At 65.8% G+C, this 23,559-nt stretch carries 21 protein-coding genes; 10 read left to right on the top strand and 11 right to left on the bottom strand.

Going from position 1 to position 23,559, the window contains the following annotated elements; all coding sequences use genetic code 11:
* Positions 1-11 precede the first annotated feature (11 nt).
* The 4 genes from AAE021_RS05905 to AAE021_RS05890 all read right to left on the bottom strand — a co-directional run bounded on the left by AAE021_RS05905 (position 12) and on the right by AAE021_RS05890 (position 6,421).
* The gene (locus AAE021_RS05905) at positions 12-1,718 is read right to left on the bottom strand and encodes a hypothetical protein (protein ID WP_342024687.1); all 1,707 of its coding nucleotides are present in this window, start codon (positions 1,716-1,718) and stop codon (positions 12-14) included.
* Positions 1,719-1,963: 245 nt separating this feature from the next.
* The gene (locus tag AAE021_RS05900) at positions 1,964-2,731 is read right to left on the bottom strand and encodes a DUF2071 domain-containing protein (RefSeq protein ID WP_342024686.1); all 768 of its coding nucleotides are present in this window, start codon (positions 2,729-2,731) and stop codon (positions 1,964-1,966) included.
* Positions 2,732-2,830: 99 nt separating this feature from the next.
* Entirely contained in the window at positions 2,831-3,925 is a 1,095-nt protein-coding gene (locus AAE021_RS05895) for an ATP-binding protein (RefSeq protein ID WP_342024685.1), read from the bottom strand.
* Positions 3,926-4,822: 897 nt separating this feature from the next.
* Positions 4,823-6,421 (bottom strand): ABC-F family ATP-binding cassette domain-containing protein, encoded by a 1,599-nt coding sequence (locus tag AAE021_RS05890; RefSeq protein WP_342024684.1) that lies wholly within the window; start codon positions 6,419-6,421, stop codon positions 4,823-4,825.
* A 232-nt stretch (positions 6,422-6,653) separates the two neighbouring features.
* Here AAE021_RS05890 and AAE021_RS05885 point away from each other — a divergent pair, with 232 nt between their 5' ends.
* From AAE021_RS05885 to ypfJ, 4 genes are read left to right on the top strand one after another with little or no spacing between them, the layout of a single operon-like run.
* Positions 6,654-7,274 (top strand): biotin transporter BioY, encoded by a 621-nt coding sequence (locus tag AAE021_RS05885; protein WP_342024683.1) that lies wholly within the window; start codon positions 6,654-6,656, stop codon positions 7,272-7,274.
* Positions 7,274-7,993 carry an ABC transporter ATP-binding protein gene (locus tag AAE021_RS05880; protein ID WP_342024682.1) on the top strand — a complete coding sequence of 240 codons (720 nt, stop codon included), beginning with the start codon at positions 7,274-7,276 and terminating at the stop codon, positions 7,991-7,993. The genes AAE021_RS05885 and AAE021_RS05880 overlap by 1 nt, the downstream gene beginning before the upstream one ends.
* Before the next feature lie 7 nt (positions 7,994-8,000).
* Positions 8,001-8,645 (top strand): energy-coupling factor transporter transmembrane protein EcfT, encoded by a 645-nt coding sequence (locus AAE021_RS05875; protein WP_342024681.1) that lies wholly within the window; start codon positions 8,001-8,003, stop codon positions 8,643-8,645.
* A gap of 8 nt (positions 8,646-8,653) precedes the next feature.
* Positions 8,654-9,565, top strand: coding sequence for a KPN_02809 family neutral zinc metallopeptidase (gene ypfJ, locus AAE021_RS05870; protein ID WP_342024680.1), 912 nt, complete (start codon positions 8,654-8,656; stop codon positions 9,563-9,565).
* A 33-nt stretch (positions 9,566-9,598) separates the two neighbouring features.
* Here ypfJ and AAE021_RS05865 read toward each other — a convergent pair whose 3' ends face one another.
* From AAE021_RS05865 to AAE021_RS05840, 6 genes are all read right to left on the bottom strand, one after another.
* Positions 9,599-9,994: a DUF4440 domain-containing protein gene (locus tag AAE021_RS05865; RefSeq protein ID WP_342024679.1), complete on the bottom strand. Its 396-nt coding sequence runs from the start codon at positions 9,992-9,994 to the stop codon at positions 9,599-9,601.
* 107 nt (positions 9,995-10,101) lie between these two features.
* The gene (locus AAE021_RS05860) at positions 10,102-10,431 is read right to left on the bottom strand and encodes a metal-sulfur cluster assembly factor (RefSeq protein ID WP_152218145.1); all 330 of its coding nucleotides are present in this window, start codon (positions 10,429-10,431) and stop codon (positions 10,102-10,104) included.
* A gap of 39 nt (positions 10,432-10,470) precedes the next feature.
* A complete protein-coding gene (sufC, locus tag AAE021_RS05855) occupies positions 10,471-11,268 on the bottom strand; it encodes a Fe-S cluster assembly ATPase SufC (RefSeq protein ID WP_342024677.1) in 798 nt (265 codons plus the stop codon).
* Between the two features lie 100 nt (positions 11,269-11,368).
* Positions 11,369-12,700, bottom strand: coding sequence for a Fe-S cluster assembly protein SufD (sufD, locus tag AAE021_RS05850; protein ID WP_342024676.1), 1,332 nt, complete (start codon positions 12,698-12,700; stop codon positions 11,369-11,371).
* Positions 12,700-14,175, bottom strand: a complete 1,476-nt coding sequence (sufB, locus tag AAE021_RS05845) for a Fe-S cluster assembly protein SufB (RefSeq protein WP_341395960.1) — start codon at positions 14,173-14,175, stop codon at positions 12,700-12,702. The genes sufD and sufB overlap by 1 nt, the downstream gene beginning before the upstream one ends.
* Positions 14,175-14,957: a helix-turn-helix transcriptional regulator gene (locus AAE021_RS05840; protein WP_342024675.1), complete on the bottom strand. Its 783-nt coding sequence runs from the start codon at positions 14,955-14,957 to the stop codon at positions 14,175-14,177. The genes sufB and AAE021_RS05840 overlap by 1 nt, the downstream gene beginning before the upstream one ends.
* Positions 14,958-15,124: 167 nt before the next feature.
* Between AAE021_RS05840 and AAE021_RS05835 the strand changes: the two genes are divergently transcribed.
* From AAE021_RS05835 to AAE021_RS05820, 4 genes are all read left to right on the top strand, one after another.
* Positions 15,125-16,078, top strand: a complete 954-nt coding sequence (locus tag AAE021_RS05835; protein WP_425362452.1) for an ABC transporter ATP-binding protein — start codon at positions 15,125-15,127, stop codon at positions 16,076-16,078.
* Positions 16,075-16,818 carry an ABC transporter permease gene (locus tag AAE021_RS05830; RefSeq protein WP_342024673.1) on the top strand — a complete coding sequence of 248 codons (744 nt, stop codon included), beginning with the start codon at positions 16,075-16,077 and terminating at the stop codon, positions 16,816-16,818. Before AAE021_RS05835 ends, AAE021_RS05830 begins: the two co-directional genes overlap by 4 nt.
* Entirely contained in the window at positions 16,809-17,852 is a 1,044-nt protein-coding gene (locus AAE021_RS05825; RefSeq protein ID WP_342024672.1) for a COX15/CtaA family protein, read from the top strand. The genes AAE021_RS05830 and AAE021_RS05825 overlap by 10 nt, the downstream gene beginning before the upstream one ends.
* Before the next feature lie 538 nt (positions 17,853-18,390).
* Positions 18,391-18,741 carry an excalibur calcium-binding domain-containing protein gene (locus tag AAE021_RS05820; protein WP_342024671.1) on the top strand — a complete coding sequence of 117 codons (351 nt, stop codon included), beginning with the start codon at positions 18,391-18,393 and terminating at the stop codon, positions 18,739-18,741.
* Positions 18,742-18,883: 142 nt separating this feature from the next.
* Here AAE021_RS05820 and AAE021_RS05815 read toward each other — a convergent pair whose 3' ends face one another.
* Entirely contained in the window at positions 18,884-19,780 is an 897-nt protein-coding gene (locus AAE021_RS05815; protein WP_342025330.1) for a heme o synthase, read from the bottom strand.
* Between the two features lie 450 nt (positions 19,781-20,230).
* Between AAE021_RS05815 and tkt the strand changes: the two genes are divergently transcribed.
* Both tkt and tal read left to right on the top strand, forming a co-directional pair.
* Positions 20,231-22,420 carry a transketolase gene (gene tkt / locus AAE021_RS05810; RefSeq protein WP_342024670.1) on the top strand — a complete coding sequence of 730 codons (2,190 nt, stop codon included), beginning with the start codon at positions 20,231-20,233 and terminating at the stop codon, positions 22,418-22,420.
* A gap of 23 nt (positions 22,421-22,443) precedes the next feature.
* Positions 22,444-23,559 carry a transaldolase gene (gene tal / locus AAE021_RS05805; protein ID WP_342024669.1) on the top strand — a complete coding sequence of 372 codons (1,116 nt, stop codon included), beginning with the start codon at positions 22,444-22,446 and terminating at the stop codon, positions 23,557-23,559.

Here is a 23,559-nt window from a genome sequence, read left to right as displayed (position 1 = left end):
CGCCCGGACACCTACTGGTAGGAGACGAACCAAGGTTTGGGGCTGACCTGCGTGAAGGTCTGCTCCGGAGTCAGCATGGGGGTGTCTTCGTCGTGGAAGTTCTTCCATCCGGGCCAGATCTCCGGCTGCAGCCCGTTGCGCAGGACGTTCCAAGTGTCCAGTTTCTGCCCGGTGGTTCCGTGCCCGTCGGCGTGCAGGCTCACGGCAAGCTCCGGATGGCTGACGTTGAGCTGCTCCCGGTTCCGGATCATGGAGAGGTTGAACTGGTGCAGCATGAACACCTTTTGCGGGAGGACGTTTGTGCGGGTGAGGCTGGCCAGCCATGCGGAGACGTCGTTTACCTCGGCCGCATCCACTGACCCGATCTGCTCCAGGTGGCGCTGTCCGGGCTCTATCCGCCATTCCGAGTCCAGCGCCAATCCAACATGCGGAAGCCGCAGCAGCTCTTCATACCGGACCGCCTGGTCCAGGAAGGTGCTCAGCCCCGGCTGCAGGTCCAGCACCACGTAAACGCCCGCCTCCCCGGCAGCTTCCACCCACGGCCGCAGCTCCTCCACCGGGGTTTCGGCAGAGTAGTTGCCGTCATCCCCGGCTTCCGAGCTGGCCACGGTGGTGATGATTTCCAGCGCAGGGATCACCGGCTCTTCGCTGTGGGGCTGATACTGCGCCGCGGTTTCCTGGGCTCTGCGGACCGCTTCCGCCGGACCCTGCTCACCCAGGACACCCAGGCTCGGTCCGCTGGGGTGCCCGTAGAGTGCAATCATTCTCCGGCCGGGAAACACCGTTTGCCCGCCGCCGGGCAGCTCGGGTGCATCCAGCGCGACGGCAGTCTGGGCAGTGAAGTTCTCCGCCCCGCCAAAGGCCTCCCCGACGGCGTAGATCGCGTCCCCGCGGTGGCTGCGCAGGAGGGCGATGGTTGCCGAATCCGCCCGGGGATCCGCTGTGCCCACCAGATGCACTTCAGCGCCCGCCGCCCGGGCGGTGGCGACGGCGGCGGCCGACGCCGGGTCGGCGGTGGTCAGCACCACGGCGTCCGAAGGGCGCGGCGCCGGCGCGAAGTCTGGGAGCTCGCCTGCGGTTTCGGACGGCGAGGCGGTGTCCGGCGACGAGGCGCTGCTGGAAGGCGGAGAGCTGTTGGACGGCGAAGCACTGTTGGACGCGGAAGTGGCGGGAGCCTGCAACCCGGGAACCGCGAGCCGCTCCCCCTGCGCCATGGCAGCAACCTGGGCCACCAGGGTCTCCTCAGCAGCAGGTTCCGTACTGGCGGCTTCCCCATCAGCAGCTTCCGTCTCGAGGCCGAGGACGGAAGCGAACCCGGCGGCGTCGGAGGGGCCTGGCACCTGTGTCCTGTCGCCCACGGCAGGCGTCCACCCGCTTGCCGGTGCGCCATAGGTGATGACGGATGCCGCGCCGAGCCGGTCCAGCTCATCTGCGACGAGTTGCTCGCTGCCTGGTTCCGCCACAAGCAGCGGGATGCCCAGTCCGGCGGCAGCCGCGGCCGCCTGACCGGTCAGTGCCGGACCTTCCGGTGCCGCAGCTGTTGATGCCGCCGGTGCCGGTTCCGCAGGTGCCGCCGGCGCCTGGGACGGCGCCGCCGGAGGAGCCAGCACCACAGCGGATGGGCTGGACGTGAAGAACGCGGAGCTCGCGGCAAGGGATGCCGTGGCCGCTCCCCCGTCGAAGACACCCCTCGCTGCGTCGTCGGAACTCAGGCTCACCGCAGGAACATCCGGAGTGTCCGAACCTGTTGTGTCCGCCGGGGGTCCTGAGCATCCGCCCAGAACCAGCCCCAGCGACAGGACACCCACTGTCAGGCAGCGGCGAAGAGGAGTGGAAGATAAGGAAGAAATAGCTGTGCCGTCCTTGGTACCGGGAACTGAACCTCAATCAGGCTCAAAACCTCCAGCCTACCGAGACGCCGGGAACCGTTCAAAGCGGATGCGGCACGGCCGCCGGCGCTGAATCATCCGCCTGTACGTCCGGCACCGGAACGCTGGACAGCGCGCGGCGGGCCAAAGACCGTCCGCACGCCGGGCGAAAAGAGCACCGATTCAGGCGGGCCTGCCATCGGAAATCCCGAGGAACGCAGCAGCCCGTCATCAAAAGAGACCAGGCGTGCGGGCTGCAGCGGCCAGGGACGGTGGGAGTTGGGCACAAAGAGTGTCCGGCCTGCCAGCCGCGCGTGGGCACCAAAACGGGCCGTCAGTTCCAGGGACAGCCGGTCCCCGGCCTGACGGGTGAAATCCGGACGGACGGCAAAGCTGGAAGACCCCTGGCCGCGGAAGCGCTTGACGTCGTAACCGAAGACGTCATCCCCCGGGCCGTGACGTGGCCGGCAGCGGGAGAAAACGTAGGGGACGCCGATTGAGCGTGCCGCCAGGACAGTACCCAGCCGCGAAGCGTCAAGGGATAGAAAAAGCACGCCCCGCGAACCGTCCGCTCCGCGGGTGTAGAGGCGAACATTTACTTCGGTGAAGGATCCAAGCCAGGGAACAGGCACCGCACCGCCAATCCGCGTTCCATGCAGCCGGAAGCCGATCAGCCCCACCCAGGTGGAACCAAGGAACACATCCGGCTTCACCAGCGGCGGCATGTACCGCTCTGCCGCGGAAGCGGGTATGCGCCAGTGAAGGAACACGGCATCGGACCATGACTGTGCCACCAGAACCGGAGGGGTAACCACCGGACCGGCGGGCCAGGGATCGGGACAACCCTCAGGTGACCGGCGCATGGCCACAAGCTACCACTCCGTCGTGAGCTGCCAACCCCCATCCGGCTGATTGCAGGCATCCCAGCCGCAGACATCCCAGCCGGCGCCTTAGCCGGTGTCTTAGCCGGTGACCCGCCGCACGTATTCGGCCATGCCGGGCACCGTGAAGTTCACCTGCCCCAGGGACGGTGCATAGATGATGCCCTTACGGATCAGGGAACCGCGCGTCATCGTCATGGACGTCATTTTCTTTCCGGCGCGCGCTGCCAGCGTAGCCGTGCTTGAACCGGCGGCGCCGTCCATCGCCATGAGCCGCAGGAACTCCCGCTCCGCCTTGGTGGCCCGGCGCCAGCGCATCGGAAAAAATCCCTGGTCCAGCTGGGCGCGGCCGATTTCCACGGCCACCCGGGCGTCCTCGGCCGTGATCCGCTTGCGCGGTGCGGATTCCCACGCGGCGGACCCGTACTCCTGCAGGAAATAGGGGTATCCCCCGGCGGCGTTCAGCAGCAGATCCAATGCCTCCGGGTCATAGCTGACCCCCTGTTCCCGGGCGGGAACAGTCAGGGCGGATCCGGCATCTTCGCGGTCCAGGGCGCCAACGCTCCGGTAGGTAAACAGGCCCTCGGCGTACCGCTGCGACTGGTTTAGGGTCGAGGGAAGATTGGGCAGCCCTGCGGCCACCAGATAGAACGGCCAGTCCCGCTGCCCGGCCTGGTGCTGGGCGCCCAGCAGCGCCGACAGCAGTGCCGGGTCAAGGTTCTGCATTTCGTCCACCACGATGATCAGCGCCGAGTTCCGCTTTCCGAGAGCGACGGCGGTGTCCTCCACTGTTTCCTCAAGATCCACGGCGAAGGCACCTGAGTCCCCGCGGCCGGTCCGGGATCCAACACCCACGTCAATGCCGCTGACCTGGAGCCCGTCGGCAAAGGACGCAATGGTTCCCAGCGCGGCATTTAGTGCGGCCGTACCGCCGCGGGACGCAGCCTTCCGTCCGGCCTGCAGCAGCCCGCGGGCCAGCTTCGCGCGGACGGCCTTGGGTCCGCCGTCGGCATCCCTGCCCTCCAGGGAGACGACCAGGAATCCGGCCTCCTCCGCCCGGCGCCGAAAGTCGTTGAGCAACACCGTCTTTCCCACTCCGTGCAGCCCGTGCAGCACGATCCCCCGGTCCGTGCGTCCCGCCGCCGCACGGGAAATCAGCAGGTCGAAATCATTCATCAAGGCTGTTCTGCCAGCCAGTTCGAAAGGTGTCCGGCCGGCACCGGGTGAGTACGGGTTTGAGGCACTGTGCATACCACACAGCATAGCGGGCATATCCGAAAAACTTTATATTTATGGATAGAAACGGATAGGAAATGAACATCCGAGGAGAGTGCGATCCCAGAGGAACCCGGCTGTCCACGCTTACCGGCCGCTGAGAATAAGTGCCGCAGTTGGCCCTGACGACGCCTACTCCCTGCCCGGGTGCGGAGCCAGGCTAGGCACCTCTCCCCCATCCTGACGGCCTCACCGCCCTGCTGGACGTGGAGCAAACGCTCTTCTGGGGCAAACGCTCCTCCGGTTGGCAAATGTCCGCATCAGGTCCCTCCCCCGGAGGCTAAGCCTCTGAGGCGGCCAACCACTCCTGGTTGCGGATGGTTTCGGGGGCTTCGCCGCACGGGTTCCCACCCTCTGGGGCCTGTGTGGCTGGTGGGGTCCCGGCAGCACCGGGAGGGAACAAAGACTGGGAACCAGTGTGCTGGTCGGGGAGGGTGAACCGTCCGCGTCCGGTCCCTCCCCCGGAGGCTACGCCTCTGAGGAGGCTGCCCCCTCTTATGGGCGGATGGCTTCGGGGGCTTCGCCGCACGGGTTCCCACTCTCTGGGGCCTGTGTGGCTGGTGGGGTCCCGGCAGCACCGGGAGGGAACAAAGACTGGGAACCAGTGCGCCGGTCGGGGCAGGTTGAGCGGCTGCCGGATCGAGTTCACATACAGGAATGCCCGCACTGGAGCCTATGTGCCGGCGAGCCGGGGCCTTGTCCGGGCACAACAATGTCCGGACATGCCAACGGCGGCCGGAACGTGAGTCCGGCCGCCGCGGTGCCCGGGCAGGCCCGGTCTGTTGCTGGTGTGGGCCGCTAGGCCAGCGTCACCAAATCCAGGTAGGAGTCATTCCAATGGTCCTCGTCGCCGTCCGGCAGCAGGACCACGCGCTCGGGGTTCAGTGCTGCCACCGCTCCCTCATCGTGGCTCACCATCACCACTGCCCCGGAGTAGTTGCTCAGGGCTCCCAGGATCTCCGCTCGGGAAGCGGGGTCCAGGTTATTGGTGGGCTCATCAAGCAGGAGGACGTTGGCGGAGGAGGCAACGATGGTGGCCAGGGCCAGACGTGTCTTTTCACCGCCGGAGAGAACCCCCGCCTTCTTCTCCACATCGTCGCCGCTGAACATGAAGGATCCCAGGACGCTGCGGACTTCGGCGTCGTCCATATCCGGAGCGGAGCTGCGCATGTTCTCCAGCACCGTCCGCTCGGTGTCCAGGGTTTCGTGCTCCTGGGCGTAGTAGCCAACCTTCAGGCCGAATCCGGGAATGACCTTGCCCGTGTCCGGAGTGTCCACGCCGGCCAGCATGCGCAGCAGCGTGGTTTTGCCGGCACCGTTCAGGCCCAGGATGACCACCTTGGAGCCGCGGTCGATGGCCAGGTCCACGTCGGTGAAGATTTCCAGCGAACCGTAGCTCTTGCTCAGGCCCTCGGCCATCATCGGGGTCTTGCCACAGGGTGCCGGATCCGGGAAGCGCAGGGCCGCAACGCGGTCCGTGGCACGGACGGCGTCCAGGCCGCCCATGAGCCGGTCCACGCGCTTGAGCATGCTCTGGGCTGCGGATGCGCCGGACGCACGGGCCTTCATCTTGTTGGCCTGCGCCAGCAGGATGCCGGCCTTCTTCTCGGTGTTGGCACGCTCGCGCTTCCGGGCGCGTTCGTCGGTCTCGCGCTGCAGCTTGTAGCGCTTCCAGTCCATGTTGTAGATGTCGATCGTGGCGCGGTTCGCATCCAGGCTGAAGACCTTGTTCACGGTGGCTTCAAGGAGCGCCGTATCGTGGCTGATCACAATCAGGCCACCGGTGTGGTTCTTCAGGAACTCGCGCAGCCAAGCGATGGAATCGGCGTCGAGGTGGTTGGTGGGCTCATCGAGGAGCATGGTCTCGGCGTCGGAATACAGGATCCGGGCCAGCTCGACACGGCGGCGCTGGCCACCGGAGAGGGTGCTCAGCGGCTGGTTCAGCAGGCGGTCCGGCAGGGCCAGATTGGCGCAGATGGTGGCGGCCTCGGATTCCGCGGCGTAACCGCCGGCGGCGAGGAAGTCAGCTTCGAGCCGGTCATAGCGGTTCATGGCCTTGCGCGAGATTTTTTCGTCGTCGCTGGCCATCTCGTCCTGGCACTTCTTCAGCTGCGCCGTGACCACATCCAGGCCGCGGGCGGAGAGGATCCGGTCCTTGCCCAGCTGCTCCATGTCCGGGGTACGCGGATCCTGCGGCAGGTAGCCGATTTCCCCGACGCGCTTCACATGGCCGTTGGCCGGCAGTGCTTCGCCGGCCAGAACCTTGGTAAGGGTGGTTTTGCCCGCTCCGTTGCGGCCCACCAATCCAATTTTGTCGCCTTTGTCAACACGGAATGAAACCGCTTCCATGAGCAAACGTGCGCCGGCACGGAGCTCGAGATTAGATACGGCAATCACTCAGTGGACCTTTCGAGGGGGTTGGGGATAGAGGCTGAACTGCGGAAGCAGCCTTTCAAGTCTACCGTCCCGGGCGCATTTGTAGAAAAGCTCCAAAGGAATATCCACCTGCCCCGGCTAGTGTCGAGAACGGAGCCCACCCCACTCCCCCGCCCTGACAGGCAGACAGCGCTGATGCCCGGCACCGGGTGAGACGCATCACCCTTGTAGAACTTCTATGAACTGAGGCCAGATGACCATTGATCCCACTGCTCCGGCAGCCACTTCCGGACGGGTCCGGGGACAGCGCCGCCGCTGGACCTCCGGTGACCTCTCCCTGATTGCGGTTTTTGCCGCACTGACGGCTGCGTTTTCGGTTCTCCCCGGCATTCCCCTCGGCCCCGGAGTACCCATCACTCTGCAGACGCTGGCCGTCATGCTGACCGGCATTATTCTCGGTCCGACCCGCGGGGCGGCAGCGGTTGGCCTGTTCCTGGCGGCCGGGCTGGCCGGGCTGCCGGTGTTCAGCGGTTTCCGGGGCGGACTGGGAGTGCTGGCCGGTCCGTCGGCCGGATACCTGCTGGCCTTCCTGCCGGCGGCGTTCCTCGTGGGACTGCTGGCCCGCCTGGTCCTGCGCCGCACCCGCCGCGCCCGGTTCCCGCTCCTGTTTGCCGCCGCGATGGTGACCAGCTTCCTGGTCATCCACCCCCTCGGCATCTCCAGCCTGATGCTAAACGCAAAATTGGACTTCCCCGCTGCCTTGGCCGCGGATATGGCCTTCTGGCCCGGCGATGTCCTGAAAAACCTGCTGGCCGCCGCGGTCGGAGTCAGCGTCCTGACGGCCTTTCCACGCCTGGCCCCGAAGCCGCGCTGATGCCAATGATCTCGCTGCGGGATGTTTCGGTGCTGCCAGACGATGCCGGCAGCGCCCCGGGAACCCCGCGCCCGGCTCCCATCCTCCACCGGATCAGCATTGATTTGGCTGAACCGCGGATCGCCGTGATTGGCGCCAACGGGTCCGGGAAATCCACGCTGCTGAAACTCATCAACGGCCTGCTGCTCCCCGACACCGGCACAGTCACGGTGGACGGGCTGGACACGGCACAACACGGCAGCCGGATCCGGCGCCGGGTCGGATTTGTCTTCACGGACCCCCTCTCCCAGCTGGTGATGCCCACGGGGCGCGACGACGTCGAGCTCTCACTTCGCGCCGGTATCCGCCGGCGCGAAGAACGGCGCACGGCGGCCGAGGAACGGCTGTCCGCGATGGGCCTGCTGGAGCTGGCGGACCGCAGCATCTACGACCTGTCCGGCGGTGAACGCCAGTTGATGGCCCTGACCTCCGTGCTGGCCGTTGATCCTGCCATCCTCGTTGCCGACGAACCCAGCACTCTCCTGGATTTGCGCAACACCGCCAGGCTCCGTCGGGTCTTCGCGGAGCTGCCCCAGCAGGTCATTTACACCACGCACGACCTCGATTTCGCTGCCGACGCACAGCGTGTGCTGGTGGTGGACGGCGGCAGGATTGTCTGCGACGGCGGCCCGGAGCAGGCCATCGATGCGTACCGCACCCTGGCCCTGGGGGCACGGTGATGCTGACGTGAGAAGCGCACCCGATTTGCTGGGCTCCTACCGGCACGGCAGCTCCCCCGTGCACCGGGCGCCGCTGGCCCTGAAGGCGTCCGCCGTCGTCCTGTTCTCCCTTGGGCTCCTGGCCGCGGGGTCGCTGCCCGTGCTCGGTGGAGGGATCGTGCTGCTGGCCGGGGTTTATACCGCCGCCAGGATGTTCTCCGAAGCATGGCGTCCGCTGAAGCTCATGTGGCCGGTACTGCTGCTGCTCGGTGTTTTCCAGGCGTTCAGCGCCGGCCCGGCAACGGCTGTCCTGGTGACCGGCAATATTTTCGCCTGCGTGGCTGCCGCCCGGCTGCTGACCCTGACCACACCGGTTCAGGATCTGCTGGACGGCATGGTGGCACTGGCCCGTCCGTTGCGTTTCCTTGGCGCGGATCCGGAACGCTTCGGCCTGACGCTGGCCCTCATGATGCGCAGCATTCCCTTCCTGCTGGGCTCCGCCCGCGATGTCCGGCACTCCGCCATGGCACGTGGCCTGGAACGCAACCCCCGGGCGCTGACGGTCCCCGTGGTCATCAAAGCGGTGGCTTATGCACAGCAGACCGGTGACGCCCTCGCCGCCCGCGGCATCGGTGAGCCGGCCGAACATCAGCCCACTGATCGTCGGGGATAATTACCGTCATGAGTTTTAACGACAACGCACGATTGGATTCCTCCCGGGTCCGGGACCGCCGGGGCAAAGGCAAAGGACTTGCCGTGGGCGGAGGATTGGGCGGCGGCCTGATCCTGATCCTGTCCCTGATCTTTGGGCCGGAGGTCGTGGACGGCCTGGGCATCACCGACGGAGCCGACAGCACGGCGGGATCCGGCAGCTCCCAGTCCATCAGCGAATGCCTCGACGGCGCGGACGCGAACGAGCGCCTGGACTGCCGGATTGTTGGCACGGCCGAAAGCCTGGACAGCTTCTGGCAGCCGGCGCTGGCCGCCGAGGGACTCACCTACACCGAGCCCGGCGTCACCCTGTTCACCGGCCAAACGTCCACCGGCTGCGGGTCCGCAACCGCCGCCGTCGGGCCCTTCTACTGCCCGGCCGATGAACAGACCTATTACGACACCGCGTTCTTTGACGAGCTGGTGGCCCAGTACGGCGCCTCCGGCGGACCGCTGGCCCAGGAGTATGTGGTGGCCCATGAGTTCGGTCATCACATCCAAAACCTGACCGGTGTCCTTGGCGCCTCCGCCCGGGATCCGCAGGGCGCGGAATCAGCCGCGGTCCGCACCGAGCTGCAGGCCGACTGCTACGCCGGGATGTGGGCCGGTGCGGCCGCTTCCGTTCCCGCACCGGGAAGCTCCGAACCCTTCCTCGCGGAACTGACACCGGCCGATGTCCAGGACGCGCTGTCAGCGGCCTCGGCCATTGGTGATGACCGGATCCAGTCGATGGCCACCGGCCAGGTGAATCCGGAGAGCTGGACGCACGGCTCCGGGGACCAGCGCCAGGCGTGGTTTATGCAGGGTTATGAGAATAGCGACGGCGGAATCGGCGCGTGCGACACCTTCAGCGCCGCGAATCTGGACAGCCCGGGAGCCTAGGCCGCAGCAACCGCTTAGGGAGCAACCAAGGAGCTATTCCGGCGTCCCGACATTCACTTCGGTGAAGTCGCGGCAGAGGAGCCAGCGACCGTTCTCCAGCCGCCAGGACTCCATCAGCAGCGCCCGGGCGGTCACGACATCTCCGGTCCGGTACGTCATTTCGTGGAACACCACGGCTTCATCCCGGCCACGCGGGGCAACCGTGCGGAAGCCGGTGTGCACCGTACTGCCGCGCATGCCGGACACCGCGTCCTGGAAACCGTTCCGGGCAGCCGCGCCGTCGAAAGCTTCCGCCGCGGCCGCCGCCTGTCCCAGCCAGCCGTGGTAATCCGGCGACAGGAAGGCCTCAATGGGTCCGCTGTCCCCGGACGCCATGGCTTCGTTCCAGGCCGCCAAATACTCATCATGAAAATGCCCCGATTTCCCCATGGGGCACAGGCTAGCAGCTCCGTCTGACGGAACCGCGGTTAACGAACCAGGGGCCGCCTCCCCGTGTCGGGGAAGCGGCCCCTGCCGCTGTTACCGGTGCTGCGGTCCTAGATATTGAACCCCAGCGCGCGCATCTGGTCGCGGCCGTCGTCGGTGATCTTTTCCGGACCCCACGGCGGCATCCAGACCCAGCTCAGGCGCCAGTCGTCAACAACGCCGTCCAGTGCCTGGCCAACCTGCTCCTCGAGCACGTCGGTCAGCGGGCATGCCGCGGTGGTCAGCGTCATGTCGATCAGCAGTGCGCCGTCCTCGGCGTACCGCAGCCCGTAGAGCAGACCCAGGTCAACAACGTTTACGCCCAGTTCGGGGTCGATAACGTCTTTCAGGGCCTCTTCGACATCCTCGAGGGATGTCTGGGCCAGATTCGGCTCACTCATCATCTGCTCCTTGGCAGTTGTAGCGGACAGGTGTACAGCCTAGGCCTTCAGTGCGTTCGCGGTGGCGGTGGCCGCCGTCGCGTTGGCGCCCGTGAAGCGGTCGTAGCCTTCTTCTTCCAGGCGTTCGGCCAGCTCGGGGCCGCCCTGCTCGGCAATCCGGCCGTCAACAAACACGTGGACGAAGTCCGGCTTGATGTAGCGCAGGATCCGGGTGTAGTGGGTGATAAGCAGCGTACCCATTTCGCCCTTGGCGTGCTCGCGGTTGACGCCTTCGGAAACAACCTTCAGCGCGTCAACGTCCAGGCCCGAGTCGGTCTCGTCGAGGATGGCGAACTTCGGGTGGAAGAGCTCGAGCTGGAGGATTTCCACCCGCTTCTTCTCGCCGCCGGAGAAGCCTTCGTTGACGTTGCGCGAGGCAAAGTCGGCGTCGATGCGCAGCTGGCTCATGGCCGCCTTGACGTCCTTGGTCCAGTGGCGCAGCGAGGGGGCTTCGCCGTCGAGCGAGGTCTTGGCGGTGCGCAGGAAGTTGGTCATGGTGACACCGGGGACCTCGACCGGGTACTGCATGGCCAGGAACAGGCCGGCGCGGGCGCGCTCGTCAACGCTCATGTCCAGGACGTCGGCGCCGTCGAGCGTGATGGAACCGCTGTCGACGGTGTAGCGCGGGTGACCTGCGATGGTGGAGGCCAGAGTGGACTTGCCGGAGCCGTTGGGGCCCATGATGGCGTGGGTCTCACCGGTGTTGATGGTCAGGCTGACGCCCTTCAGGATCTGCTTCTTGACACCCTGTTCGGTCTCAATGCTGACGTGAAGATCTTTGATCTCGAGAGTAGACATACGAGTTACGCTTTCTCCTTTGCACGCTCTGGTGCGTATTTAAGCTTCAAAAAGTGTGGGGGCACTCCCCGGGAGCCGTGCGGCTCCCGGGGAACGCCGACTAGCTCTCGACTGCTGCGAGCTCGCGCTCGACGGCCTCGGTGAGCCGCTCTTCCAGTGCCGGAACCTTGATCTGCTGGATGATCTCGTTGAGGAACCCGCGGACCACCAGGCGGCGTGCAACATCCTCGGGGATGCCGCGGGCCATCAGGTAGAACAGGTGCTCGTCGTCGAACCGGCCGGTGGCGCTGGCATGGCCGGCGCCCTCGATCAGGCCGGTTTCGATTTCCAGGTTGGGCACGGAGTCGGCACGGCCGCCGTCGGTCAGCAGCAGGTTGCGGTTGACCTCGTAGGTGTCGGTGCCTTCTGCTTCCTTGCGGATCAGGACGTCACCCACCCATACGGTGTGGGCGTCGCGGCCCTGCAGCGCACCCTTGTACATAACGCGGGACTTGCAGTTCGGGACCGCGTGGTCCACGAACAGGCGCTGCTCCAGGTGCTGGCCGGCATCGGCGTAGTACAGGCCGAACATCTGCACGTCTCCGCCAACGGCTGTGAAGCGCGACGACGGCGTAATGCGCACCAGGTCGCCGCCGAGGCTGACGACAACGTGCTTGAACTTCGCGTCGCGGCCAATCTTGGCGTACTGGGCGGACGCGTGCACGGCGTCGTCGTCCCAGTCCTGGACCGAAACAACGGTGAGCTCGGCGCCGTCGCCGACAACGATCTCCACGTTCTGGGACAGTGTTGCCGAACCCTTGTGGTCCAGGACCACCACTGCCTTGGAGAACTTCTCCGCGGTAATGACGATGTGCTGGGCCGCGGGGTCCTTGCCGGCCCCGGTCATGGTCAGCGTGACGCTGCCGTCCACGATGGTTTCGGCCGGAATGGTGACGGCGGTGGCTTCGGTGAAGGCTTCCCAGGCGGCGGCTGCCACCAGGTCCTCCGGGATGCCGGCGGAGCCAATGCGGGCATCGGTGCGGGCCACGTTCTCCACGAGCACGCCCTCGGGGGCCACAACGGCCACCTCGGGGGCGGTGCCGGTGAGTTCAGCGGTGTGCAGGCCGCGAAGGCGCTTGAGCGGGGTGAACCGCCAGTCTTCCTCACGTCCGGTCAGTTTGCCGAAGTCGCCGCGGTTGTAGGAGGTCAGGCGTCCGGCGCGTGAGCTGTCCGGAATGCCTGCCCCTGCGCCGTGGCTGTGGGACTTGCTGCTGTCGCCGCCGAGAACCGCGGAGGATTCGTTCAGCGGAGAGAGGTTCTCGCCCTCTTCGGTGAATCCGTCAATCCGGATGCGGCTGTCCCCGGAGGGGGCACCGATCCGGGCTTTGACACCCTCTACGGTTTTGCTGACCTGTTCGGTCACGGTTTCGACGACGTCGTTAAGCTTCGACATTAACCGACGGCTCCTTCCATCTGGAGTTCGATGAGGCGGTTGAGTTCAAGGGCGTATTCCATCGGCAGCTCACGGGCGATCGGCTCGATGAAGCCGCGCACGATCATGGCCATGGCCTCGTCCTCGGGCAGGCCGCGGGACATGAGGTAGAACAGCTGTTCTTCGCTCACGCGCGACACGGTTGCCTCGTGGCCCATGGTGACGTCATCTTCGCGGATGTCCACGTACGGGTACGTGTCCGAGCGGGAGATAGTGTCCACCAGCAGGGCGTCGCAGCGCACGGTGTTGGCCGAGTGCTTGGCGCCTTCGCGGACCTGGACCAGGCCGCGGTATGCGGCGCGGCCGCCGCCGCGGGCCACTGACTTGGAGATGATGGAGCTCTTGGTGTTCGGGGCAATGTGGACCATCTTGGATCCGGTGTCCTGGTGCTGGCCCTCGCCGGCGAAGGCGATGGACAGGGTTTCACCCTTGGCGTGCTCGCCCACCAGGTAGACAGCCGGGTACTTCATGGTGACCTTGGAACCGATGTTGCCGTCGATCCACTCCATCGTGGCGCCCTCGTGGGCAATGGCGCGCTTGGTCACCAGGTTGTACACGTTGTTCGACCAGTTCTGGATGGTCGTGTAGCGGACGCGTGCGCCCTTCTTCACGATGATTTCCACGACTGCGGAGTGCAGCGAGTCCGAGGTGTAGATCGGCGCCGTGCAGCCTTCGATGTAGTGGACGTAGGAGTCCTCGTCGGCGATGATCAGCGTGCGCTCGAACTGGCCCATGTTTTCCGTGTTGATGCGGAAGTACGCCTGCAGCGGGATCTCCACGTGGACGCCCTTGGGGACGTACACGAAGGATCCGCCGGACCATACGGCGGTGTTCAGCGAACCGAACTTGTTGTCACCCACCGGGATGACCGTGCCGAAGTACTCCTGGAACATTTCCGGGTGTTCCTTCAGCGCGGTGTCGGTGTCCAGGAAGATGACGCCCTGGCGTTCCAGATCCTCGCGGAGCTGGTGGTAGACAACCTCGGACTCGTACTGAGCCGCGACGCCGGAGACCAGGCGTCCGCGTTCGGCTTCGGGGATGCCGAGCTTCTCGTATGTGTTCCGGATGTCCTCGGGCAGGTCTTCCCAGGTGTTGGCCTGCTTCTCGGTGGAGCGCACGAAGTACTTGATGTTGTCGAAGTCAATGCCGGAGAGGTCTGCGCCCCAGGTCGGCATGGGCTTGCGGTCGAAGTACTTCAGGCCCTTCAGGCGGAGGTCCAGCATCCACTGGGGCTCGCTCTTTTTCGCCGAGATGTCCCGGACGACTTCCTCGCTGAGCCCGCGGCGCGCGTTGGAACCCGCGACGTCGGAGTCTGCCCATCCGTACTCGTAGGTGCCAATGCCCTCAAGTTCGGGGTTCTTTTCCAGGATGTCTGAAATCACAGACTCCGGCACCGATGAGGGCGCCGTTGACTTCTGCGTTACTTGATCCGTCATCACGGCCTTTCTTGCTGATGAATGGATGTGGACTGGTTGGTCGCGGCGTGCACGGGGACGTGCGCCGTTGACCCGGTTCGACCCACGGGAATATGGGTCGTACATACGTGACCCCCGCGGGACAGCGTGGACAGACGACGAACGTCGACGTCCAGCAGGCGGGCGAAAACTTCGGTTTCCTTGTCGCAGAAGACCGTATAGGCACTGGCAAGTCCCTGAATGGGGCAGTGCCCCTGGCACAGCTGCACGCTCAGCAGGGTGCTGGGCTGCTTGGCTGTGCCGATCATGGTGGTGGATCCGACGAATCCATCCTTGGTCAGTTCTGCCGCCAGGGCCTGTGCCTTGTCGGACACTGCCGGGCCGGCTGCCTCAACGGTCGGACGGTAGCGCTCTTCCATCCGGGCGAAGCGGTCTGCGGCAAATTTTTCAATCGCCTCAGGTCCGGCGGCCAAACCCAGCTGGCGCAGGGCTTCGGTGGCGATGTCCAGGTAGTCGTTCCCCAGATACGCCTGTCCCTGCGCGCTCAGCACGTACCGGCGGGCCGGACGTCCTGCACCCGAGGACGGGTTGCTGACCCGCTTGACTTCGATCAGGCCCTGGGTGGACAGCGCGTCGAGGTGTCGGCGGACGGCGGCAGGCGTAAAGCCCAGCCGTTCACCGAGTTCCGCGGCGCTGACGGGGCCGTGCTCCAGCACGGCGCCCAGGACACGGTCCCGGGTGCGCTCCTCCGCTTCGCGGGCTGCTGCCGGCTTGGCCACTGCCTCCGGCTCAGAGTTGCTCATAGAATACACAACACAAGCATGACCTAATCTGTTCCCGCAATCCACTAAGGACAGGCTTCCCCTCCGCAGCGGCCTCACTCCGGCCGCCTCCCGGCGTCCTCCACGCGTCCTCCGCTCGTCCTCCACCGGGGTGCATCCGGCTGTACTACCTAACGTAGAATATGACAGTGCCTAACGATGAACCCTGCCTGACCATAAAGGGCCTGATTAAGGACTGCGGTCCGGTAGCCGGTCTCGACGGCAAAATGATCCGCGTGCTGGCGGGCGTGGATTTCACCGCCCACCGCGGGTCAGTCACTGCCCTGCTCGGCGCCAATGGCGCGGGAAAAACCACCACCCTTGAATGCGCCCAGGGCCTGCAGCCCATCAACGGCGGCGAAGTGCGCCTGCTGGGCCAGGACCCCTACGGCGCCGGAGCCGAGCTGCGCAGCCGCGTGGGCGTCATGCTGCAGGACGGCGGCCTCCCGCCGTCGGCCCGCCCCGTTCCCCTGCTGCACCACATTGCTTCCATGTACGCCGATCCCCGTCCCGTTGACGAGCTGGTGGCCCGGCTGGGCATCGGCAGTTTCGCCAATTCCAACATCCGCAGGCTCTCCGGCGGGCAGAAGCAGCGTCTGGCCATGGCGGCCGCGCTGATCGGCCGTCCGGAAGTGCTGTTCCTGGATGAGCCCAGCGCAGGATTGGATCCACAGTCACGCCAGATTGTCTTTGACCTGATTGCGGAACTGCGCAGCGAAGGCCTCGGCATCATCCTCACCACCCATCTGATGGACGACGCGCAGAGACTCGCCGACTACGTCTATATCATCGATGCGGGCAAAACCGTGGCGCAGGGCACGGTGGCGGAACTGACCGCCCAGACCGGCGAGCTCGCCGAACAGCGGCTGCTGACGTTCGACGCCGCACCCGGCCTTGATCTGTCCGGCGCCGGACTCCCGCATCTGACGGCCGCCGAGCCCGTGCCCGGCCATTACACCCTCCGCGGTGTCATCACGCCTGCCGATCTTGCCACGCTGGCCTCCTGGTGGGCCCGCCTGGACCTGCTTCCGGCGGCCGTCCACATGGCCTCGCGTTCCCTGGAAGACGTCTTCCTTGACCTGTCCGGAAGGGAAATCCGATGAGCGCCCCCGCATCCCTGCCGGCCCGCATCCTGAACCAGGGCCGCTACGAGGCGCTGACCATGCTCCGCAACGGCGAACAGCTGATCCTCGCCGTGTTCCTGCCGCTGATGGCACTGGTGGCGCTGTGCGTTACGCCCATCCTGGACGGTTACGGCACGTCCAGGGTGAACATGGCGACGCCGGGCATCCTGGCCCTGTGCGCCATGTCCACCGCGTTCACCGGCCAGGGCATCGCCACCGGCTTCGACCGCCGCTACGGCGTCCTGCGCTTCCTTTCCACCACTCCCCTGGGGAAAACCGGGCTGATCGCCGGCAAGGGCATCGCCGTCGTCGCCGTCCTGGTCATCCAGGTGGCCGTGGTGAGCATCGTTGCCGCGTTCTTCAGCTGGCAGCCGTCCTGGTCAGGAATTCCGCTTGCCCTGGTGTCGCTGCTTTTGGGGGCCGCCGCCTTTACGGCGCTGGGTCTTCTCGTGGCCGGCACCGCCCGTCCGGAGGCAACACTGGCCGTGACCAACCTGCTGTGGATACTGTTGGCAGCAGTGGGCGGCATCATCATTCCGGCGGTCAACCTGCCCGACGTGATGCAGCCTTTCGTCCAGATCCTGCCCTCCGCCGCACTCGGAGAAGCCATGAGGTCAGCACTGATTGACGCAGTTTTCAATATCCCCGCCATGCTGATCCTGCTGGCGTGGACAATCCTGGGCGGCCTCGCTGCTGTCCGATGGTTTAAATGGAGTTAGATTCTGTGATCCCCACATCCACCGGTAAGCCGGTACATTCCTCCCCCGCATCCGGTGCGCCCGCCGCGTCGAAGACGGTGCGTGCCCTGGCCGTTGCCTCGCTGGCCGCCAACATCGGAATTGTCGTGACCGGCGGCGCTGTCCGGCTGACCGCCTCGGGGCTGGGCTGCCCGGAGTGGCCGCTGTGCACCCCTGACTCGCTGACCACCACCCCGGAAATGGGCGTGCACGGGATTATTGAGTTCGGCAACCGGCTGCTCACTTTTGTGCTGGCCGCCATTGCCTTCGCCATGGTCTTCAGCGTCTGGAAGGCCCGGGCCGAGCGCGGCGACCTGTTCAAGCTCTCCGTCTTCCTGCTGGCAGGCATTCCGGCCCAGGCCCTGCTGGGCGGGATCACCGTATGGACCGGGCTGAACCCCTGGATTGTGGGCGGACACTTCATCGTGTCGATGGTCCTGATTGTGCTGGCCACCGTCCTGGTCAACCGCGCGTGGCTCACTCCCCGGCAGCTGGCATCCGCAAACGGTCCGCTGGCCAACCGCACCCTGCGTCCGCTGCTGGGTGCGCTGGGGGTTCTCTCGGGGCTCTCCGTGCTGCTGGGCGTCGTTGTGACGGGCTCCGGCCCCCACGCCGGCGATCACGGCGCGGCCCGCAACGGGCTGGATCCGGACCTGGTGACCCGGATCCACGTAGTGCCCGTTTACCTGCTGGTTTTTGCCCTCATCGTGGCCCTCTACCTGGTGTACCGCCATGCGACCGACGGACGGCTTCGTTCCTCGCTGCTGCTGCTGACCGCAGTGGTTCTGGTCCAGGCGGTTATCGGCTACACCCAGCACTTCCTGCACCTGCCGATCGTTCTGGTGGGACTGCACATGCTCGGCGCATCGCTGTTGACGGCCGCAGCCGCCCATGTGGTGTTCACCGGGTTCTCCAAGAAAGTGCCAGGCATCGATGCCGGTGCCCCTGCCGGCGGTACCGCTTCCAAGGGGGCTGCTTCCACTGGCGATGCTTCCAAGACGAACGTGCGGCGGTAGGTTGCCGCCCGTCGAGGGTTGGACTGAAGACATCTAGGGCTGTAAGCCACCCACCATGGGCCGGATTCCTTCGGGAGTCCGGCCCATGGTGTTTTTGCTGCGGCCGGGCCGCAACACTTCTGCAGGGCTTGAGGAGCTGCATCTATCGTGCAGATAACGGGACCAAAACCCCTGTTTTGGACGTTTTGAGCCCCTGATCTGCACTAAGGATCCCGCCAAAGCCCCATATCTGCACGAAGGATTTCCAAACACGATCCCACGCGTAAAAAGGACCGGAGCTTCCTCCGGTCTTTCAGCTTGCTCGCGGGCTCATGATCAGCTGCCCGCCCGTCCGCCCGTCAGCCGTCCGCCCGTCCGCCAAACTACCGGAAACGGGAACCCCGCGGATTGCCTCAGTTCGCTGGACTGGATTCGGTGTGAACGCGACACGCAGGCACCGGAGATGGCCTTCCGCGCCGCACATGTGACGGCTCAGGGTAGTGTGACCGAGGCGTCAGAGCGTTCTCTTACGTCCTCCTTCCATCAAGAATGGCCCACTATGCCCAAAATGATGACCCGTGCCGCACGCCTTCGCCGCAGCGGCGCGGCCCTGCTGGCCGCAGCAGCACTGACCCTGACACTGGGCGCCGTGCCGGCCGCCGCGGCTTCGCCTGCCGGCGTCGACAGGGTCGCGGCAGCCGCAGCGGCCAAGGCCCCCGCCGCCAAGAAGTATGCGAACTGCACAGCCCTGAACCGCGTGTATCCGCATGGAGTGGGCAAATCCGGCGCCGTGGACCGGGTAGCCGGCAAAACCAAGCCGGTCAGGAACTTCACCAAGAACAACGCTGTGTATGCCGCCAACGCCAAGAGTGACCGGGATAAGGACGGCATCGCCTGCGAGAAGCGCTAACGGCTGCCCGGCCGCATGAAGTGACCAAAGCTAAGGGGAAGGGCCGGAGTTGATTCTCCGGCCCTTCCCTTTACTCGTTATTGGTCCTGGATGAGTCCGGCTGCCTGCCGGCCTCAACGCGCGGCACTTTGCCCGGCAGCGCCTACAGCAGCGGACCGCCCACAAACGGATCCACGGCCAGCGCCAGGAACAGGATGGTCAAGTAGCTGATGGAGCCGTGGAAGACCTTCATGGCGGTCTTGTCGGTGACGTTTTCGTGCTGTGCGCGGCTGTGCAGGCGGTGTGTCTCAGCGAGGAACCAGACGCCGCTCAGGACTGCCGCGACCGTGTAGACCCAGCCGGCGCCGCCAACGGGAACCAGCAGCAGCGAGCAGGCCACGGTGGCGTAGGCGTACAGGACAACCTGGACCGAAACCAGCTTGGCGCCGGCCACCGCTCCGAGCATGGGAACCGATGCGTTGCGGTAATCCTCGCCGTACTTCATGGACAGCGGCCAGTAGTGCGGCGGCGTCCACAGGAAGATGATCATGAACAGGATGAAGGCCGGCCATTCCACGCTGTTGGTCACGGCGGCCCAGGCGATCAGCACGGGCATGCAGCCGGCGGCACCGCCCCATACGATGTTCTGGGTGGTGCGGCGCTTGAGGATCAGGGTGTAGAAGACCACGTACAGGAGGATGGCGCCGACGCCGAGCAGGCCGGTCAGCGGGTTTGCGCCGAACCAGAGCAGCGCAATCGAGATGATGCCAAGGATCCAGGCAAAAACCAGCGCTTCCCGCGGGGAAACCTCGCCGGTCACCAGCGGCCGGTTCTTGGTCCGCTTCATCAGCTTGTCCATGTCGCGGTCGATGTAGCAGTTGAACGCACCGGCGCTGCCTGCCGCCAGGGCACCGCCAACCATGGTGGCCACGACGAGCCACAGGCCCGGCAGTCCGCGCTCGGCGAAGATCATGGTGGGCAGCGTCGTCACCAGCAGCAGTTCAATGACCCGCGGCTTGGTGAGAGCCACATAAGCACGGAGCTTACGGCCTGCCGTCATCTTGCCGGTGAACACCGGAAGGTCGGCGGGGGCTTGCTGCGTTGTCACGGGGCGATCACATCATCCAATCTGGGCCGGAAAAGTCCACCATCATCATAGCCTCTATCGGCTGTAGAAAACGAAGCCCTGAACCGCCGCGCCTGCGCCGAGCCCGCATCTGCCCCCGCAGGAGGCCTCCGCGCCGCGGCAGTCCCTGTCAAGGAAACGTTACGCCCATTGATCCCGCCTACGGGATAAGGTTGGAGCGGACCTTTCCCGCGGCGGGTAAATTGCCGCTGGGCAGCGCCGGGCGCACAGAAACATGCCGTCTTCCGGTATGGATTCTGCCGCTCCGGCTGTTGTGGTGGTTAAGCAAGCGGATGCACTGGAAAAACCAGCGTGTTCAGGAGTCTCCGGCGTTTGATGCGCCGGTCATGCGTAGTAGAGAGGGGCCCGGTAAACGTGCCACATATGGAAGAGCAAGAACTGACCTGGACAGATCTGGACCGGAAGGCCGTGGACACTGCCCGCGTGCTGGCAGCAGACGCCGTCGAGAAGGTCGGCAACGGACACCCGGGAACTGCCATGAGCCTGGCGCCGGCAGCGTACCTGCTGTTCCAGAAGCTGATGCGCCACGATCCCTCGGATCCGCAGTGGACCGGCCGGGACCGCTTCATCCTCTCCCCCGGGCACACATCGCTGACGCTCTACATCCAGCTCTTCCTGTCCGGTTACGGACTGGAGGTCGGTGACCTCGAGTCGCTGCGCACCTGGGGCTCCAAGACCCCGGGCCACCCCGAGTACCGCCACACCGCCGGCGTCGAAATCACCACCGGACCGCTCGGCCAGGGCCTGGCTTCCTCCGTGGGCTTCGCGTTTGCCCAGCGCCGCCTCCGCGGCCTGCTCGACGCCGACGCGCCGCAGGGCGAGAGCCCGTTCGACCACACCATCTGGGTGATCGCGTCCGACGGCGACATGCAGGAGGGCGTCACGTCCGAGGCTTCGTCGCTGGCCGGCCACCAGGAGCTTGGCAACCTTGTCGTTATTTACGACGAGAACCACATCTCCATCGAGGACGACACCGACATCTCCTTCACCGAAGATGTCCTGAAGCGCTACGAGGCCTACGGCTGGCACACCCAGCGCGTGGACTGGACCAAGACCGGCGAATACGTCGAAGACGTTGCCGAACTGTACAACGCGCTGCTCGCCGCCAAGGCGGAGACGTCAAAGCCGTCCATCATCTCGCTGCGCACCATCATCGGATACCCGGCGCCGAACAAGCAGAACACCGGCAAGATCCACGGTTCAGCCCTGGGCAAGGATGAAGTTGCCGCGCTGAAGGAAGCCCTGGGCTTTGACCCGGAGAAGTCCTTCGACGTGGACTCCGCCGTCCTGGAGCACGCACGCCAGGTGGTATCCCGCGGCTCCGAGGCGCACCGCGAATGGGATGAGCGTTTTGAGGCCTGGAAGGCTTCGAACGCCGACGGCGCCGCCCTCCTCGAGCGCATCAGCAACGGCACGCTCCCCTCCGGCTGGGAAAAGAACCTGCCCGAGTTCGACGCCGGCAAGGACATGTCCACCCGCGCCGCATCCGGCAAGGTCCTCTCCGCCATTGGCCCGGTACTTCCCGAGCTGTGGGGCGGCTCCGCCGACCTGGCCGAGTCCAACAACACCACCATTGAGGGATCGCCCTCCTTCATCCCCGCTTCCCGGCAGACCAGCGCCTGGTCCGGCGGCCCGTACGGCCGGGTGCTGCACTTCGGCATCCGCGAACACGCCGCCGCGGCGATCGTCAACGGCATCACCATGCACAGCGGCACCCGCGCGTTCTCCGGCACGTTCCTGATCTTCAGCGACTACCAGCGCCCCGCCATCCGCCTCGGCGCCCTGATGGGTGTTCCGTCCGTCTACGTCTGGACGCACGACTCCATTGGCCTGGGCGAGGACGGCCCCACCCACCAGCCGGTGGAGCAGCTCGCCTCGCTGCGCGCCATTCCGGGACTGGACGTTGTCCGTCCCGGCGACGCCAATGAAGTGGCCGTGGCCTGGAAGACCATCCTCGAAAACACGGAGAATCCGGCCGGAATTGTCCTGACCCGCCAGAACATTCCCACGTACGAACGCGGCGACGGCGCAGCCACGGCTGAGTCCTTCGCCTCCGCCGACGGCGTTTCCCGCGGCGGCTACGTGCTGGCCGAAGCAGTCCGTGACGGCGCCGTGGTGACCCCCGAGGTCATCCTCATCGGCACCGGCTCCGAGGTCCAGCTGGCCGTAGCGGCCCGCGAAGCCCTGGCTGCCGAGGGAATTGCCGCCCGTGTCATCTCGATGCCCAGCGTCGAGTGGTTCAACAAGCAGGATGCCGAGTACCGCGAAGCCGTCCTGCCGAAGGACATCAAGGCCCGCGTCTCGGTGGAAGCCGGAATCGCCCAGGGCTGGCGCGAGCTGGTTGGCGACGCCGGCCGCAGCGTATCGCTGGAGCACTTCGGTGCCTCCGCCGACTACAAGACCCTGTACCGCGAGTTCGGCATCACCGCCGAGGCCGTGGCTGAAGCGGCCCGGGATTCCCTGGCTGCTGCCCACGGTTCGGACACCCCGCCGGCCGGCACCACTGCCGCTCCCTCGGGTGAAGAGTCCACCGAAACCGGCGACCAGAAGTAATTCCAGCAACAAGGAGATAATTCATGACTTCCACCCCTACCGCGCAGCTTTCCGAAGCCGGCGTATCCATCTGGCTGGACGACCTGTCCCGCGAACGCATCGTCTCGGGTTCCCTCAAGGACCTCATTGACACCAAGAACGTGGTTGGCGTGACCACCAACCCGAGCATCTTTGCCGCAGCCCTGGCCAACGGCGAATCCTACGCCGCGCAGGTCCAGCAGCTTGCCCGCTCGGGCGCCGACGTGGACAAGGCCGTCTTCGAAATCACCACCGACGACGTCATCCAGGCCTGCGACGTCTTCGCACCGGTGGCCGAGGCCACCCACGGCGTGGACGGCCGCGTTTCCATCGAGGTTGACCCCCGGCTGTCCCGGGACACCGAGGGCACCATCAAGGAAGCCCGCGAACTGTTCGACAAGGTTGGCCGCTACAACGTGCTGATCAAGATTCCCGCCACCAAGGAAGGCCTGCCCGCGATCTCCGCGACGCTGGCTGCCGGAATCAGCGTGAACGTGACGCTGATCTTCTCGCTGGAGCGCTACCGCGAAGTCATCAACGCCTACATGGTGGGCATTGAGCAGGCAAAGGAAAACGGACACGACCTGTCCAAGATCCACTCCGTCGCCTCGTTCTTCGTGTCCCGCGTGGACGCCGAGATCGACAAGCGCCTGGACGGCATCGGCACCGATGAGGCCAAGGCGCTCAAGGGGCAGGCCGGCCTGGCCAACGCCCGCCTGGCGTACCAGGTCTTCGAAGAGCAGTTCGCCACCGAGCGCTGGCAGGTGCTGGCTGCCGCCGGCGCCAACGCCCAGCGTCCGCTGTGGGCCTCCACCGGCGTCAAGGACCCGGCCCTGCCGGACACCCTGTACGTGACCGGGCTGGTTGCTCCGCACACCGTCAACACGATGCCGGAAAAGACGCTGGACGCCACGGCCGACCATGGTGAGGTGACCGGAGACACCGTCAGCGGCACCTACGCCGCTTCCGGCGAACTGCTGGACCAGCTGGATGCCCTCGGCGTTTCCTACTCCGACGTTGTCGAACAGTTGGAAACCGAAGGTTTGGACAAGTTCGTGGTCAGCTGGGGAGAGCTCCTGGAGACCGTGAAGACCGCACTGGACAAGGCAAAAGAGGCATAG

Source organism: Arthrobacter citreus (assembly GCF_038405225.1).
Taxonomy (GTDB): Bacteria; Actinomycetota; Actinomycetes; order Actinomycetales; family Micrococcaceae; genus Arthrobacter_B; species Arthrobacter_B citreus_A.
The sequence above is the reverse complement of the archived record's forward strand: the minus strand, read 5'-3'. Positions and strand labels throughout refer to the sequence as shown.